The organism is Streptomyces sp. NPDC058646 (assembly GCF_042716875.1).
Classification (GTDB): domain Bacteria; phylum Actinomycetota; class Actinomycetes; order Streptomycetales; family Streptomycetaceae; genus Streptomyces.
In genome coordinates, this window is record NZ_JBHXRK010000012.1 from 146,175 (window position 1) to 161,150 (window position 14,976).

Genomic DNA, 14,976 nt, shown 5'->3' on the forward strand with positions numbered 1-14,976 from the left:
CGCCTCAGCTCACCACCCGCAGCAGCAGCACCGACCGGGCCGGGACCGTCAGGGTCTCGCCGCCCCGGTGTGCGGTCCCCGGCGCGGCGGCCTGGTCCTCCCGCGAGGTGTCCAGGACCAGCTCGTACCCCGCCGCCCACGGCGCGTCCGGCAGGACCCACGGCACCGGCCGGTCCCCGGCGTGCAGCAGGGCCAGGAAGCTGTCGTCGGTCACCTGCCGCCCCCGCTCGTCACGGCCCGGGATGTCCCGCCCCGACAGGTACAGGCCCAGCGCCGCGGCCGGCGCGTACCAGTCCCGTTCGGTCATCTCCGCCCCCGCGGGCGTGAACCAGGCCAGGTCCCGCAGCCCGTCGGCGGCCTGGGGGCGCCCCGAGAAGAACGCCCGCCGGCGCAGCACCGGGTGCTCCTGGCGCAGCTTCACCAGCCGGGCCGCCAGGGCGAACAGCCCGGCCCAGGACGGGTCCTCCAGGAGCGACCAGTCCACCCACCCCGTCTCGTTGTCCTGGCAGTACGCGTTGTTGTTGCCGCCCTGGGTCCGCCCGAACTCGTCGCCGGCCACCAGCATCGGCACGCCCGTCGACAGCAGGAGCGTGGTCAGCAGGTTGCGCAGCTGGCGCCTGCGCAGCGCCGCGATGCCGGGGTCGGTGCCCTCGGGGGGCTCCCCCTCCACCCCGCAGTTCCACGAGCGGTTGTCATCGGTCCCGTCCCGGCCCGCCTCCCCGTTCGCCTCGTTGTGCTTGCGCTCGTAGGACACCAGGTCGCGCAGGGTGAAACCGTCGTGCGCGGTCACGAAGTTCACCGACGCGTAGGGGCGCCGCCCGCCCCACGCGTAGAGGTCGCTGGACCCCGACAGCCGGTACCCGAGGTCCCGTACGTCGGGCAGTGCACCCCGCCAGAAGTCCCGTACGGCATCCCGGTAGCGGTCGTTCCACTCCGTCCACAGCGGCGGGAACGCCCCCACCTGGTAGCCGCCCGAGCCCACGTCCCACGGCTCGGCGATCAGCTTGACCCGCCGCAGCACCGGATCCTGGGCGATGACCGCCAGAAAGGGCGACAGCATGTCCACGTCGTGCATGGAGCGGGCCAGCGCCGCCGCCAGGTCGAAGCGGAAGCCGTCCACCCCCATCTCCGTCACCCAGTACCGCAGGGAGTCCGTGATCAGGCGCAGCACGTGGGGGCGCCCGGCATGCAAGGTGTTCCCGCAGCCCGTGTAGTCGGCGTACCGGCGCTGGTCGGACTGGAGCCGGTAGTACCCCCGGTTGTCGATCCCCCGCAACGACAGCGTCGGCCCCAGCTCGCCCGCCTCGGCCGTGTGGTTGTAGACCACGTCGAGGACGACCTCGATCCCGGCCGCGTGCAGCGCCTTCACCATCCGCTTGAACTCGCCGACCTGCTGCCCCGTCGTACCGGACGAGGAGTAACCGGCGTGCGGGGCGAAGTAGCCGACCGAGTTGTACCCCCAGTAGTTGCGCAGCCCGCGGCGCAGCAGGTGGTCCTCGTGCGCGAACTGGTGCACCGGCAGCAGCTCGACCGCCGTCACCCCCAGCTTCAGCAGGTGCTCGACCGCCGCCGGATGGGCGAGGCCCGCGTACGTGCCCCGCAGCTCCGGCGGAATGCCGGGGTGGCGCATGGTGAAGCCGCGCACGTGCAGTTCGTAGATCACCGAGTCGGCCCAGGGCGTCTTGGGCCGGACGTCGTCGGCCCAGTCGTCGTCATCGTGGACCACGACCCCCTTGGGGACGTACGGAGCCGAGTCCCGGTCGTCCCGCACGGTGTCCGCGATGTACTGCTGGGGCCAGTCCCGGACGTGCCCGTACACCTCCGGCGGCAGGGTGAAATCGCCGTCCACGGCGCGCGCGTACGGGTCCAGCAGCAGCTTCGCCGGATTGAACCGGGCGCCCGTCCACGGGTCCCAGCGCCCGTGCACCCGGAACCCGTACCGCTGACCGGGGCGCACGCCCGGCACGAAGCCGTGCCAGATCTCGTGCGTGAGCTCCGTCAGCGAGCAGCGGGTCTCCGTGTACCCCTCGGTGCCGGGCCCCCGCTCGTCGAACAGGCACACCTCCACCGCCTCCGCGCCCTGGGCCCACAGCGCGAAGTTGGTGCCGGCCGTCCCGTCCGGGCCGGTGTGGAACCGGGCCCCCAGGGGGTGCGCCGAGCCGGGCCACACCGGTGGCCCCGGCCGCGCGGACACCCGTGACACCTGACCTCCGGTCCGGCCGTCCGGCCGGCCCTCGGGCCGTTTGCCGCGGCCGTCCCTGAGCTCCTCGGCCCGCGGTGCGGACGCGGCAGGGCCGCTCCGCACCACCTCCAGGGAGTCCCCGGCGTTCCCGACGGCTTCCACCGCCTCTTGCTCGGCTGCGCTCGACACTGCCCGCCTCCACGGCTCCTGGGTACCGGCAGGGGGAGGGGAGTGCGACCCCGGCGTCCCGGCCTGGGCCCGCCCCCGTGTGGTCCTTCCCACTGTTCTGCCCCGACTGTTCTGCCCGGAACGTACGCCGCCCTCACGTTTCCCCCGGAGGGGCGCGGTCGTTGGACGGTTCGTGACTTTTCTGACGAGGCGGGCAGGGGCGGGCTTGGCCGCCGTGGCGGCATGGGCGGCCCTCCTGGGCGGCCTGGCCGGATGCACCGGGGACGGCGGATCCCCGGTCGAGATCGGGCTGCCCGGAAAACCCCGCTCCCCCGAGGAAGCCATCCGGATCAGTCCCGAGGACAACGCCAAGGGGGTCCGGGCCGACGGGCGGCTGACGGTCAGTGTCCCCGAGGGCCGGCTGGAGCGGGTCGTGGTCACCAAGGTGGAGGACGCCCAGGAGGAACCGGTCCCCGGCGCCATCGCCGCCGACGGGCTCAGCTGGAGCCCCAACCCGTCGGCCGGACGGCTCGCGCTCGCGGCCAAGTACACCGTGGACGCGGTCGCCCTCGACGGGCACAACCGCCGCCAGGCCCGGCACACCACCTTCACCACCTACGTGCCCGAGGAACGGTTCATCGGCTACTTCAAGCCCGAGAACCGCTCCACCGTCGGCACCGGCATGATCGTCTCCTTCGGCTTCAGCCGCTCCATCGAGCACCGGGCGCAGGTGGAGCGGGCCATCACCGTCACCTCCGTCCCGCCCGTGGAGATCGTCGGCCACTGGTTCGGCGACGACCGGCTCGACTTCCGGCCGAAGCAGTACTGGAAGCCCGGCACCGTGGTCACCGTGCGGCTGAAGCTCCGCGACGTCGAGGGCGCCGCCGGCTCCTACGGCATCCAGGACAAGACCGTCACCTTCACCGTCGGGCGCTCCCAGATCTCCACCGTGGACGCCGCGGCGCACACCATGGAGGTCCGCCGGGAAGGGAAGCTGCTCTCGACCCTGCCCATCACCGCCGGCGCGCCCAAGACCACCACGTACAACGGGAAGATGGTGGTGATGGAACTCTTCGACGTGACCCGGATGAACGGCCAGACCGTCGGGTTCGGCGGCGAGTACGACATCCCCGACGTCCCGCACGCCATGCGCCTCACCCGTTCCGGGACCTTCCTGCACGGGAACTACTGGGCCAGCCCCGACACCTTCGGCACCACCAACGTGAGCCACGGGTGCATCGGCCTGCGCGACGACAAGGGCGGCGGTTCGGACACCCCGGCCGGCTGGTTCTTCGACCGGACGCTGGTCGGCGACGTGGTCGAGGTCCTCAACTCGCAGGACAAGACGGTGGCCCCGGACAACGGTCTGGGCGGCTGGAACATGTCCTGGACGGACTGGGTGGCGGGCTCCGCCCTCACCTGACCGCAGCCCGTGGACCCGGAAGGGTGATGCCTGTGACCGGAACGCCCTGGCCAGGAGCGTCCTGCCACGAGCCCGCCGGCACCCGCCGAGCCTGACAGGGCAGATCGGCGGGTAACGGACGGAGCATCATGTCAGAGCGGGACGCGGCCACGGGCGCGGCACTCGCCGGAGCCCGGTTCGAACTGTGGCGGGAGAGCAACGGCACGGCCGGGCTCCAGACCGGCACGCCGGGCGGGGACACCCGGCTCGACGGGGTCTGCGTGACCGGCCCGGCCGGCACCTGCACCGTGGAGCTGCCGGTCGGGCAGACCTACTACTGGCGCGAGACCCTCACCCCGGCGGGGTACGAGCCGCCGGCGAACCCGGTCACCCGCTTCGACCTCGATGCCGGCGACGTGACGGACGGCATCGTGGTCACCGTCCCCAACACCCCGCAGCGCGAGGGGTACGAGGGCTCGATCCGGATCGTGAAGCAGGACGCCAAGACCGGGCGACCGCTGCGCGGCGCGGTCTTCGAGGTCTGGCAGGAGACCAACAGCACCGCCGGGCTCCAGACCCTCGGCATCAACCCGGACCGCCGGGCCGCGTCCGGCTGTGCCACCGACCGGAGCGGCGTCTGCGACTTCGGCCCGTTCCCCGAGGGCCGGTACTACCTGCTGGAGACGGCGGTCCCCGACGGCTACGCGCTGCCCGCCGACCGGGTGACCGGCCTCCTGCGGCTGGACTCCACGACCCCGGACCGGCGTCTGGTGGTCACGCTGCAGAACCGGCGCGACGGCCACGGCAAGGGTGACCACGGCAAGGGCGGTCACGGCGAGGACCGGCCCGAGCACCCGGAGCGCCCGCAGCACTCCCAGGACGCCCAGGGCCCCCGGACCTGACCCCGGCCCCGGCCGGGGCGGCGGCCTGTACGCCCACGGCGGCTCGGCAGGCCGCGTCGACCTCCCGGTCCCGGACGCCGAACGCCTCCGGGACCTGCTCGACGAGGGCGACGCCGGCCGCGTCCGGGGGCAGAGCCGGCACCGAGGACCGACCGGGGACCGCACCGCCACGTCCCCGGCAGTTGGGACGGAACGGTGACAAGACCGTGCCTCTTCGTGTTCTCCCCATGTGATTACCTGTCGGCAAGCGCGCGACTGCATGCGCGCGGGGGACATGGGGAGAACAAGAGTGAACCTGCAGCCGATACGCGGCCGCGGCCGCACCGGCCTGCCGGCCCTCCTGCTGGGGGCGGCCCTGCTGTTCACCACCGCTTGCAGCGGCGGTGGCGGCAACAGTGGGGGCGGCGGCGGTGACAAGCCCGGGGGCGGCGGCCAGACCGGTACCGAGGCGTCCAAGGCCGTGGTCAGCATCAAGCCGGACGACGGTGCCAAGGAGGTCGCGACCAGCGGTGTCCTGAAGATTTCCACCACCGGCGGCAAGCTGGCCACGGTGACCGTGGCCGACACCAAGGGCAACGCGGTCGAGGGCAAGATCGCCGACGACGGCGCGAGCTGGGAGCCCGCCCGCCACCTGGCCTCCGCCACCGAGTACAAGGTGCACGCGGTCGCCAAGGACGAGGCCGGCCGGGAGTCCGCGAAGGACACCACCTTCACCACCCTGACCCCCAAGAACACGTTCATCGGCCACTACACGCCCGAGGACGGGGCGACCGTCGGCGTGGGCATGCCGGTGTCGATCAACTTCACCCGCGGGATCACCAACCCCGAAGCCGTCGAGAAGGCCATCACGGTGACGGCCGAGCCGTCCGTCCCCGTCGAGGGGCACTGGTTCGGCAACGACCGCCTCGACTTCCGTCCCGAGAACTACTGGGCCGCCGGCACCAAGGTCACCGTGAAGATCGCCCTCGACGGAGTCGAAGGCCGCCCGGGGGTCTACGGCAAGCAGACCCGTACGGTCACCTTCACCATCGGCCGGTCCCAGGTCTCCACGGTCGACGCGAGCACGCACCAGATGGAGGTCGTCCGGGACGGGCAGGTGCTCAAGAACATCCCGATCACCGCGGGCGCCCCGTCGACCACCACGTACAACGGGCAGATGGTCATCAGCGAGAAGTACAAGGTGACCCGGATGAACGGCGCCACCGTCGGCTTCGGCGGCGAGTACGACATCCCCGACGTCCCGCACGCGATGCGCCTGTCGAACTCGGGCACCTTCGTCCACGGCAACTACTGGGCCTCCGCCGGCACGTTCGGCTCGGAGAACGTCAGCCACGGCTGCGTCGGCCTGAAGGACGCCCGCGGCGGCGGCGACGGGAACCAGCCCGCCGCCTGGTTCTTCAACGAGTCGCTGATCGGCGACGTGGTCGTCGTGAAGAACTCGAAGGACAAACAGATCGCCCCGGAGAACGGCCTCAACGGCTGGAACATGGCGTGGTCGGACTGGATCAAGTAGTCCTCCCCGCCCCGTAGGACGCCGGCCCGGTGCTGTGACACACAGCACCGGGCCGCATTGCGTTAACCGCCACTAACCTGGCCGTATGACCCTCTCTCTCGAAGTCTCCGAAGGCGTCGGCACCCTCCGCCTGGACCGGCCGCCCATGAACGCCCTGGACATCGCCACCCAGGACCGGCTGCGCGAGCTCGCGGTGGAGGCCACCGACCGGTCCGACGTCCGGGCGGTGGTCATCTACGGCGGTGAGAAGGTGTTCGCGGCCGGCGCGGACATCAAGGAGATGCAGACGATGGACCACGCGGCGATGATCGCCCGGTCCCGCGCGCTGCAGGACGCGTTCACCGCCGTGGCCAGGATCCCCAAGCCCGTCGTCGCGGCCGTCACCGGCTACGCGCTGGGCGGCGGCTGCGAGCTCGCCCTCTGCGCCGACTTCCGGATCGCCGCCGAGAACGCGAAGCTCGGCCAGCCCGAGATCCTGCTGGGGCTGATCCCCGGAGCGGGCGGCACGCAGCGGCTGTCGCGGCTGATCGGCCCCTCCAAGGCCAAGGACCTCATCTTCACCGGGCGCATGGTCAAGGCCGACGAGGCGCTGACCCTGGGCCTGGTCGACCGGGTCGTCCCGGCAGCCGAGGTGTACGAGCAGGCGCACGCCTGGGCCGCCCGGCTGGCCCAGGGCCCGGCGATCGCACTGCGCGCCGCGAAGGAGTGCGTGGACGCGGGTCTGGAGACGGACATCGACACCGGGCTGACCATCGAACGCAACTGGTTCGCGGGCCTGTTCGCCACGGAGGACCGTGAGCGCGGGATGCGCAGCTTCGTCGAAGAGGGCCCGGGCAAGGCCAAGTTCGTGTGACCCGCTCCATGCCGGATCCTCCCTGTGGGTGGTTTAGCCAGGCCTTAAGAGAGCCTTAAGGGGAAGCGGTGATCCACTCACGGTGATCGACTTGCTGCGATGCGTCACAGCAGGTCATCCCGCGCATCGTGGCCCTCCGCTTGCCTCACGCGTATGACGGAACGCCCCCTGGGAGTCGTTGCATCCGGGGGGCGTTTTCCCGCGGAACGGCCCGGACGGGCAGGTCGGCCGTCCATGATGGATGCATGGCGGGCCTGGAGGGTGTGGAACAGCCGCGGCAGCGCAGCAGCGCTTCGGCCGTGCGGCTCACGGCGGCTCTTGAGGACGAACAGGGCCTCAAGGCGCTGGAGTTGTTCGGCAATCCGGCCGAGGCGGAAGTGACCCTGCCGTCCGAGCCCGAGTCGGCCGGTACCGCGCGCCGCCTCACCCAGTGCGTGGTGGTCCGGTTGTGGGGCCTCTCGCCGCAGTTCGCCGAGCACGCCGTCCTGCTGGTCTCGGAGCTCGTCGGCAACGCGGTGCGCCACACCGGTGCCCGCTCCTTCGGCTTACGCATGGTGCGCCGGCGCGGCTGGATCCGCGTCGAGGTGCGCGACCCCTCGCGTGGGCTGCCCTGCCTGATGCCGGTCCACGAGCTGGACACCACCGGCCGCGGGCTGTTCCTCGTGGACAAGCTCTCCGACCGCTGGGGCGCGGACCTGCTGCCCCGAGGGAAGATCACCTGGTTCGAGATGCGCGTCGCCGACCGCTAGGCCCTGTCGTCACAGTGGCGCCTGGCCCGCGACGCCCGGGGAAGCCTGAAGCCCCCTGTCGCCGCGGTGGGGCGCCTCGGGGGCTTCATGGGTGCGCCAAGGATCGTTGGGGGGTGTGATCCTCGGCGTGGCGACTTCGCTCGGGTCAATGGGAAGCCGTGGTTCCGACTATGGCAGACGTGGCCCCGAATGCCAAAAGTCCTCAGTCGGACATAAGTGTGCAAATAGTGAGAGTTTCTAGCTAAATCCTAGGTGAGGTGGGCCACTCACCTGGCAATCAGTGAATAAATATCGACCGCTCAGTGTGAATCGTTGATCACATAGCGGAGAGGGTGTCCGTATGGCCACCCTGGGTGGACGTCGGAATTGGGTCAATCATTACCTTCCGGGTCATCCACCCCTTAAATGGGCGAGTGCTCTCACATCCAGGCCGCCGTGCGGTCCTGCGCGCAGCGGGCCTCGCCGCGACCGGCGCCACCGCGGCCGGCCTCAGCGCCGCCTGCGGCCCGGGGCGCCCCGCCCCCGCGCCCCCGTCCACACCTCCGCGCCCGGCCGGACCCGCCGGACCCGCCGAACCCGCCGGACCGGCCCGGGCGGTACCGGCCGCGCCGCGCCGCTTCGCCGGACAGCCCGTCGAGATCGGGCACGGCCCGCGCGACCGGCCCCGGGTCGCCCTCACCTTCCACGGCAACGGCGACCCCGCCACCGCCCGGTCGGTGCTGGCCGAGGCGGAGAGAGCGGGTGCGCGGGTCACCGTACTGGCGATCGGCAGCTGGCTCGACGCCCACCCGGAGCTGGCCCGCCGGATCCTCGACGGCGGCCACGAGCTGGGCAACCACACCCAGCGCCACCTCGCGATCAACACCATGCCCGAGGCGGAGGCCTACGCCGAGATCACCGCCTGTGCCCAGCGGCTCAAGCGCCTGACCGGTTCCATCGGCACCTGGTTCCGGCCCTCCCGGACCCAGTACGCGACCCCCCTGGTCCAGAAGCTGGCCCAGCGGGCCGGCTACCCGCACGTCCTCTCCTACGACGTGGACTCCCTCGACTTCACCTCGCCCGGTGCCGCGGCCGTCATCCGCACCGTCACCGGGACGATCCGCAGCGGATCGGTGGTGAGCCTGCACTTCGGCTACGCGGACACGGTCGACGCGATGCCGCCCCTCCTCGAAGAACTCGCGCGCCGCAGACTGCGCGCGGTGACCACCACGGAGCTGCTGACCCCATGACGACCATCCGCCTTCCCCGGAAGGCCACCGTGCTGCTCGCCGGTCTGGTCCTCGCCGCCCTGGCCGGCTGCGGATCAGCCGGCAAGGGACCCGCCGAGGCACTCGGCACCAAGGGCCCGGCCAAGCCCGTCAAGGCCGTCCCGGCGGCCCCGCCCGGCCTGCCCGGCATGCCCCCGCTCCTCGATCCGCACGACGTCTACGCGGCGGACCGGCCCAACCAGCTCTCCCCGGTGGTCAAGGACTTCCCGTCCCGGGTCTACGTGCCGAACACCAACTCCAACACGGTGTCCGTCATCGACCCGGTGACCTACAAGGTCATCGACACCATCCCGGTCGGCATCCAGCCCCAGCACGTCGTCCCCTCCTGGGACATGAAGACGCTGTGGGTCAACAACAACCGGGGCCACACCCTCACCCCCATCAACCCGGCCACCGGCGAAGCCGGAGAGCCCGTCGAGGTGCACGACCCGTACAACCTGTACTTCACGCCGAACGGCAAGTACGCGATCGTCATGGCCTCCCTGGACAAAGAGCTGGTCTTCCGCGATCCGCACACCATGGACCGGGTCAAGACCGTCCCCGTGACCTGCTTCGGCGTCAATCACGCGGATTTCTCCGCCGACGGCCGGTACTTCATCGTGAGCTGCGAGTTCTCGGGTGAACTCCTCAAGGTCGACACCGAGCGGATGGAGGTCGTCGGACAGCAGAAACTGCCTTTCGAGGGCGCGATGCCGCAGGACGTCAAGGTCTCGCCCGACGGGAAGACCTTCTACGTCGCGGACATGATGGCCCACGGCATGTGGGTCCTCAGCGGCGACACCTTCGAGACCCCCAAGCTGCTCCCCACCGGCAAGGGCTGCCACGGCCTGTACGTCAGCCGCGACTCCAAGGAGATGTACGTCTCCAACCGGGGTGAGGGCACCGTCTCCGTCTTCAACTTCCCGCAGAACAAGCTGACGAAGAAGTGGGAGCTGCCCGACGGCGGCAGCCCCGACATGGGCGGCGTCTCCGCCGACGGCAAGGTGCTGTGGCTGTCGGGCCGCTACAACGACGAGGTCTACGCGATCGACACCGTGACGGGCAAGCAGCTCGCCCGGGTCCCGGTGGGCGGCGGCCCGCACGGCCTCGCCGTGTACCCGCAGCCCGGCCGCTACTCGCTCGGCCACACCGGCATCTTCCGCTAGGACGGGGCGCGGCCGGGCGGACGTACGGGTGCGGCGGCGCCCCGGGAGCTCGCACAGCTCCCGGGACGCCGCCGCACCCGCCCGCCTCCGCACTACCAGGCGACGGGAAGCCGCTCCGGAAGGCGCTTGATGAAGCCCGTGCGCCAGACCAGGTTCTCCGCGGGCACCGCGAGCCGCAGCCCCGGCAGGCGCTCCACCAGCACCTCCAGCGCGATCTCGGCGTGCGCCCGGCCCAGCGCGGAGGCCGGGCAGAAGTGCCGGCCGGCGCCGAAGGCCAGGTTGGCGTGGGGGCTTTGGCGCTCCAGGTCCAGCTCGTCCGGGTTCTCGAAGGCCTCCGGGTCGAAGTTGGCCCCCTCCAGCAGGACGAGGACGAGCTCGCCCTCCTTCACCAGGACGTCACCGACCTGGATGTCCGCCAGCGCGATGCGCGGCAGGCCGTCCCCCACGGACAGGTTCCAGCGCAGCAGTTCGTCCACGGCCCGGCCCATGCGCTCCGGGTGCGCGCGCAGGTAGCCGATGAGCTCCGGCTTCTGGAGCAGTGCGAGGACCGCGAGGGTGAGGAACGCCGACGTGGACACCGCGCCCGCCCCGAAGAGCGAGACCGCGACCGTGGCGAACATGTCGTCGGTCAGGTGCGCCGACTCGGGGTCGGCCTCCTTCAGGTCCGCGAACCTGCCGAGGAGCCCCGTACGCTCCTCGGCGGGCAGCGCGAGCTGGGCCCGGAGCTGCTCGGTGAAGTAGCCCACGTCCTTGTACCAGTTGAGGGCCGAGTCGGCGAAGGGCTCGCGCGCGGTCATGAAGGCCACGTCCAGCCCCGACATCAGCCGGCGCCAGTCCTCGAAGGGCACCCCGAGCACCTGGCAGTGCATCGCCGCCGAGAAGGGGTCGGCGAACCCCGCCCGGAGGTCGGCCGGGCCGCCCTCGGCCACGATCAGGTCGAGGAGCTCCCCGGCCGTGGCGCGCAGCCGGTCCTGGATCCCCTTCTGGCGTGGGTTGAGCGCCTTCATCACCGCGTTGCGCAGCCCGGCGCTGTTGATGTTGCCCATGTTGTTGACGACCTCGGGCGGGATCGTCAGCGCGTACTGGCGGGGGACCCCGGCGTTCGCCGTGTCCTTGAGGCTGAACCGCTCGTCCTCCAGCACCTGCTTGGCCAGCGCGTAGCTGCTCACCAGCCAGGCGGAGTCCCCGGTCAGCGTGCGGACCCGGGCGACCGGGGCCTTCTCGCGCAGCCACCCGCACTCCTCCGGAAGCACGTCACCGCGCCGCGAGAGCGGGAAGTCGAGGAGCGGCTGCTCCTGGGTCCCCCGGCTCTCAAGCTGCTCGACGCTCATCGACGGTCCTTTCGGTCGGTACGTGGTTCACGCTGTTCTGTGGTGCGGTGCCCGTGGCGGCTCCGTGCCCCGGCACCTCGCGCACGGCCTCACCGGCCTCGGGCCGCACGACGGCGTAGGCCTGGTTCCTGGTGGCGCGCAGGCCCCCGCCGCGGGCGAAGAGGACGTCCGTCAGCGGCATCTTGACGTGGTAGGCCGCCACGGAGGACGGGACGTCGAGAATGCTCGGGGTGTCGAGGAAGAACGGCAGCTCGGCCGCCATGTAATCGAAACAGACCTGCAACTGCCCGGCCGTGATCGATTCACCCTCCGGCAACTTGGATCCAACAAAATGCAGGGCCATTTTTTCGCAGCCCTTACGAAATTCGTCGTCGGTCTCCAGGAAATGCAGTACACGCCTGTGCAGCAGTTGGTACACGGGGTTCTCCTGGAACTCCGAAAGTGCTCTGACGCGAATCTCGGCGTGTGCGGTCCCTGATTCCTCCACGCCCTTGAGGATCCTTCGCCGGACCGCCTTGATCTCCTTCGTGGCGCGCTTCTCCGCGTGCTCCCGGGTGTAGCCGAAGGCGGCGAACATCCGGTCCACGTGGAGGTCTGCGTAGACGAAGTCGACCTGCGCGAAGCGGGTCGTGGCCCACTGGGCAAGACTGGTGATGCGCTCGGAGCTGAAGTAGCTGTTTCCCGGACTCACTCCGATGAGCACATGGTCGCCGTCTTCCCAGATATGGCGGCAGGTGCGGGTGAAGGGCAGAACTTCGAATGATGCGTCGACTGTGATCGTCACCTGTGTGATCGCCCTCATTGCCGCTTGTCCCTGGGAGCCCTGCGCTCCTGGTGTGGCGGCAATGTCGGTACGTTATGCCGTGATCCCGGAGCGTGACAAGTCGGGGCCGGATTTATTGGCTGGAATTATCGCTTCCGCATTACGGAAGGGTAATTTGAATTTCTATCTGCCGCTCGAACGGGACCCGCGGCGGGGGTGCTCCGCCGGGGCCGCTACCCTGAGCCGGTCAACAAGCACGAAGAAGGGGTGGACCCAGTGGCGGACATCGAGAGCGCACGGACGACGTTCGACCGGTTCGACGTGAACGGTGACGGCTTCATCACGGCCGACGAGTACAGCGCGGCCATGAAGGCGATGGGCGACGCGTACGTCACGGGTTCGGTCGCGGACGCCGTCGTGGCCTCCAAGGACGCGAACGGTGACGGCCTGCTGAGCTTCGACGAGTTCTGGGCCGCCCTGAACAAGTAGCACCGCTCCGTCCCCCCGCACGCGCCGTCGCCCCCGCCTGCCCGGGGCGGGGGCGCGTCAGGCCGCCGTGGTGCCCTCCGGCGGAGTCATGTCCTCGACCTCGGCGAGGGCCTCCTCCAGCCAGGCCAGCCAGAAGGTCTCCAGGGCGATCCCGCCGTGCAGCACGAGCCGGCGAAGCCGGTCCTCCACCGCGTCGCGCTCCGGCGGGAAGTCCTTCGCCTCGATGGCCTCGTACTTCGCCAGCTGCTCCCGGTGCAGCCCCAGATGCCGCCGCAGTTCGGGCCCGAGCCGCCCCGGCCCGACGACCGCCGCCGCGCGGATCCGCAGCAGCAGCGCGTCACGCAGCGGTTTGGGGTCCTGGCTCTCGCCGACCCACCGCGCCAGCTCGGCACTGCCGTCGGGCAGCACCGCGTACTCCTTCTTCTGCCCCCGTACGGGCACCTCGCTGGGCAGCTCCCGGATCAGCCCGGCCTCCTCCAGCCGGCCCAGCTCGCGGTAGATCTGCTGGTGCGTCGAGGACCAGAAGTACCCGATGGACTTGTCGAACCGCCGGGTCAGCTCCAGCCCCGACGAGGGCTTCTCGAGGAGGGCGGTGAGGATGGCGTGCGGGAGCGACATGCGGCCATCCTAGGGACACCCCCTACCGCCAGGCCGCCAGTGCCTCCGGGCTGCGGGGGCCGGGGGATTCCGCACCGAGGAGGCCGTGGGCGCGCAGCAACGCCGTGACCGCCGGGGACCAGGCCTGGCGCAGCCCCGCCGCGGCGAGCAGCTCCGGCTCCGACAGCAGGTCCTGCGCCGCCCCCACGCGGATGCCCGACGGGGTGAGGACCGCGGCGTCGTCGGCCCAGCGGACCGCGAGGTCCACGTCGTGGGTGGCCATCACCACCGTCGTGCCGTCCGCCCGCAGCCCCGCGAGCACGTCGAGCAGCCGCTCCTGCCCGTCCGGGTCCAGCCCGGCCGTGGGCTCGTCCAGGATCAGCACGCGCGGCGCCATCGCCACCGCCCCGGCGATCGCCGCGCGCTTGCGCTGCCCGTACGACAGCAGGTGCGTCGGGCGGTCCCGCAGCGCGGTGATGTCCAGCGCTGCGAGGGCCGAGTCGACCCGCGCGCGGACCTCCGCCACCGGCAGGCCCAGGTTCATCGGGCCGAAGGACACGTCCTGCTCGACGGAGGCCGCGAACAGCTGGTCGTCCGGGTCCTGCACCACCAGCTGGACGCCGGTCCGCAGCCGGGTCAGGCCCGCGCGGTCGTACGCCACCACCGCCCCGTCGAGCCGCAGTTCCCCCGTACCCGGCCGCAGGCCCCCGCTCAGCAGCCGCATCAGCGTGGTCTTGCCGCTGCCGTTGCGGCCCAGCAGGACCAGCGCACGGCCCTCCCGGATGGCGAAGTCCACCCCGGACAGCACGGGCGGCCCGTCCTCGTAGGCGTAGCCCGCGCCGACCAGTTCCACCAACGGGGTCACAGATACAGCTCCTTCAGTACGAGGGTCACGGCGCTCACGCCGGCCAGGAGGGCGGCGGAGCCGGCCAGGAACCGCCAGGACAGCTTCGCCTCGGGGACGAGCACCCGCAGCGCGCCGTCGTAGCCGCGCCCGGCCAGCCCGTCCTGCAGCCGCGCCGCGCGGTCGAAGGCCCGTACGAACGAGGTCGCCGCGAGCCCGGCCAGCGAACGCCACGCCGCGGCCCGGCCGCTCTGCCCCAGGCGGGCCGCCTGGGCCCGGCGGACCTGGGCCAGGGAGTCCAGCAGCAGGAAGCCGATCCGGTACATGACCAGGGCCACGTCCACCACGGGAGCCGGCACCCCGGCCCGCACCAGCCGGGGCAGGACGTCCGAGACCGGCGTCGTGAAGGCGAACAGCAGCACCCCGAGGGACGCCGCCGAGGTGCGCAGCAGCAGTTCCGCCGCCTGCCGGGGGCCTTCCGGGGCGAACGCGAGGAACCCGGCCGGGCCGCCCACCGAGACCAGCAGCGGCAGCGCCCCCGTGAAGCAGAACCCGAGCGGGATCCGGAAGGCCCGCCACAGCTGCCGCCCCGCCACCCCGGCGGGCCCGAGGAGGACCGCCAGGGTGGCGGCGGCGACCAGGGGTCCGCCCGGCCAGGGCGGCAGGCACACGGCGGTGACCGTCAGCCCGATCCCCAGCAGGGCCTTCTCCCCGGGGTGCCGGTGACGCCAGCGGCTGCCGTGCGCCGCCACGTCGATCGGCAGCACCGC

14 protein-coding genes are annotated in these 14,976 nt (G+C 71.5%); 8 read left to right on the plus strand and 6 right to left on the minus strand.

Annotated features, from left to right (window positions below; genetic code table 11):
- Positions 1–4 precede the first annotated feature (4 nt).
- The gene (gene glgX, locus ACFWUZ_RS17080; protein WP_384372850.1) at positions 5–2,371 is read right to left on the minus strand and encodes a glycogen debranching protein GlgX; all 2,367 of its coding nucleotides are present in this window, start codon (positions 2,369–2,371) and stop codon (positions 5–7) included.
- A gap of 205 nt (positions 2,372–2,576) precedes the next feature.
- Between glgX and ACFWUZ_RS17085 the strand changes: the two genes are divergently transcribed.
- From ACFWUZ_RS17085 to ACFWUZ_RS17115, 7 genes are all read left to right on the plus strand, one after another.
- The gene (locus ACFWUZ_RS17085; RefSeq protein WP_384372852.1) at positions 2,577–3,773 is read left to right on the plus strand and encodes an Ig-like domain-containing protein; all 1,197 of its coding nucleotides are present in this window, start codon (positions 2,577–2,579) and stop codon (positions 3,771–3,773) included.
- Positions 3,774–3,901: 128 nt separating this feature from the next.
- Positions 3,902–4,654, plus strand: coding sequence for a collagen binding domain-containing protein (locus ACFWUZ_RS17090; RefSeq protein WP_384372855.1), 753 nt, complete (start codon positions 3,902–3,904; stop codon positions 4,652–4,654).
- A gap of 274 nt (positions 4,655–4,928) precedes the next feature.
- Positions 4,929–6,167: an Ig-like domain-containing protein gene (locus ACFWUZ_RS17095; protein WP_384372857.1), complete on the plus strand. Its 1,239-nt coding sequence runs from the start codon at positions 4,929–4,931 to the stop codon at positions 6,165–6,167.
- An 85-nt stretch (positions 6,168–6,252) separates the two neighbouring features.
- Positions 6,253–7,020 carry an enoyl-CoA hydratase/isomerase family protein gene (locus ACFWUZ_RS17100; RefSeq protein WP_384372859.1) on the plus strand — a complete coding sequence of 256 codons (768 nt, stop codon included), beginning with the start codon at positions 6,253–6,255 and terminating at the stop codon, positions 7,018–7,020.
- Positions 7,021–7,265: 245 nt separating this feature from the next.
- A complete protein-coding gene (locus tag ACFWUZ_RS17105) occupies positions 7,266–7,769 on the plus strand; it encodes an ATP-binding protein (RefSeq protein WP_384372860.1) in 504 nt (167 codons plus the stop codon).
- Positions 7,770–8,182: 413 nt separating this feature from the next.
- Entirely contained in the window at positions 8,183–8,998 is an 816-nt protein-coding gene (locus ACFWUZ_RS17110) for a polysaccharide deacetylase family protein (RefSeq protein ID WP_384372862.1), read from the plus strand.
- Positions 8,995–10,182, plus strand: a complete 1,188-nt coding sequence (locus ACFWUZ_RS17115; protein ID WP_384372865.1) for a YncE family protein — start codon at positions 8,995–8,997, stop codon at positions 10,180–10,182. The genes ACFWUZ_RS17110 and ACFWUZ_RS17115 overlap by 4 nt, the downstream gene beginning before the upstream one ends.
- 92 nt (positions 10,183–10,274) lie before the next feature.
- Here ACFWUZ_RS17115 and ACFWUZ_RS17120 read toward each other — a convergent pair whose 3' ends face one another.
- Both ACFWUZ_RS17120 and ACFWUZ_RS17125 read right to left on the minus strand, forming a co-directional pair.
- Entirely contained in the window at positions 10,275–11,513 is a 1,239-nt protein-coding gene (locus ACFWUZ_RS17120; protein WP_384372867.1) for a cytochrome P450, read from the minus strand.
- Positions 11,494–12,297, minus strand: a complete 804-nt coding sequence (locus ACFWUZ_RS17125) for a tRNA-dependent cyclodipeptide synthase (protein ID WP_384372869.1) — start codon at positions 12,295–12,297, stop codon at positions 11,494–11,496. The genes ACFWUZ_RS17120 and ACFWUZ_RS17125 overlap by 20 nt, the downstream gene beginning before the upstream one ends.
- Positions 12,298–12,552: 255 nt before the next feature.
- Between ACFWUZ_RS17125 and ACFWUZ_RS17130 the strand changes: the two genes are divergently transcribed.
- On the plus strand, positions 12,553–12,765 hold the full coding sequence (locus ACFWUZ_RS17130) for an EF-hand domain-containing protein (protein ID WP_384372871.1): 213 nt from the start codon (positions 12,553–12,555) through the stop codon (positions 12,763–12,765).
- Between the two features lie 57 nt (positions 12,766–12,822).
- Here ACFWUZ_RS17130 and ACFWUZ_RS17135 read toward each other — a convergent pair whose 3' ends face one another.
- From ACFWUZ_RS17135 to cbiQ, 3 genes are read right to left on the minus strand one after another with little or no spacing between them, the layout of a single operon-like run.
- On the minus strand, positions 12,823–13,383 hold the full coding sequence (locus ACFWUZ_RS17135) for a PadR family transcriptional regulator (RefSeq protein WP_384372873.1): 561 nt from the start codon (positions 13,381–13,383) through the stop codon (positions 12,823–12,825).
- A 22-nt stretch (positions 13,384–13,405) separates the two neighbouring features.
- The gene (locus ACFWUZ_RS17140; RefSeq protein ID WP_384372875.1) at positions 13,406–14,227 is read right to left on the minus strand and encodes an ATP-binding cassette domain-containing protein; all 822 of its coding nucleotides are present in this window, start codon (positions 14,225–14,227) and stop codon (positions 13,406–13,408) included.
- Positions 14,224–14,973, minus strand: a complete 750-nt coding sequence (cbiQ, locus tag ACFWUZ_RS17145; RefSeq protein ID WP_384372877.1) for a cobalt ECF transporter T component CbiQ — start codon at positions 14,971–14,973, stop codon at positions 14,224–14,226. The genes ACFWUZ_RS17140 and cbiQ overlap by 4 nt, the downstream gene beginning before the upstream one ends.
- Positions 14,974–14,976 lie beyond the last annotated feature (3 nt).

What these genes read in the sequence shown, in the direction of transcription:
- ACFWUZ_RS17090 (WP_384372855.1), top strand. Translation starts at nt 3,902, where the DNA reads ATGTCAGAGCGGGACGCGGCCACGGGCGCGGCACTCGCCGGAGCCCGG.
- ACFWUZ_RS17095 (WP_384372857.1), top strand. Translation starts at nt 4,929, where the DNA reads ATGGGGAGAACAAGAGTGAACCTGCAGCCGATACGCGGCCGCGGCCGC.
- ACFWUZ_RS17100 (WP_384372859.1), top strand. Translation starts at nt 6,253, where the DNA reads ATGACCCTCTCTCTCGAAGTCTCCGAAGGCGTCGGCACCCTCCGCCTG.
- ACFWUZ_RS17105 (WP_384372860.1), top strand. Translation starts at nt 7,266, where the DNA reads ATGGCGGGCCTGGAGGGTGTGGAACAGCCGCGGCAGCGCAGCAGCGCT.
- ACFWUZ_RS17115 (WP_384372865.1), top strand. Translation starts at nt 8,995, where the DNA reads ATGACGACCATCCGCCTTCCCCGGAAGGCCACCGTGCTGCTCGCCGGT.
- ACFWUZ_RS17120 (WP_384372867.1), bottom strand. Translation starts at nt 11,513, where the DNA reads ATGAGCGTCGAGCAGCTTGAGAGCCGGGGGACCCAGGAGCAGCCGCTC.
- ACFWUZ_RS17135 (WP_384372873.1), bottom strand. Translation starts at nt 13,383, where the DNA reads ATGTCGCTCCCGCACGCCATCCTCACCGCCCTCCTCGAGAAGCCCTCG.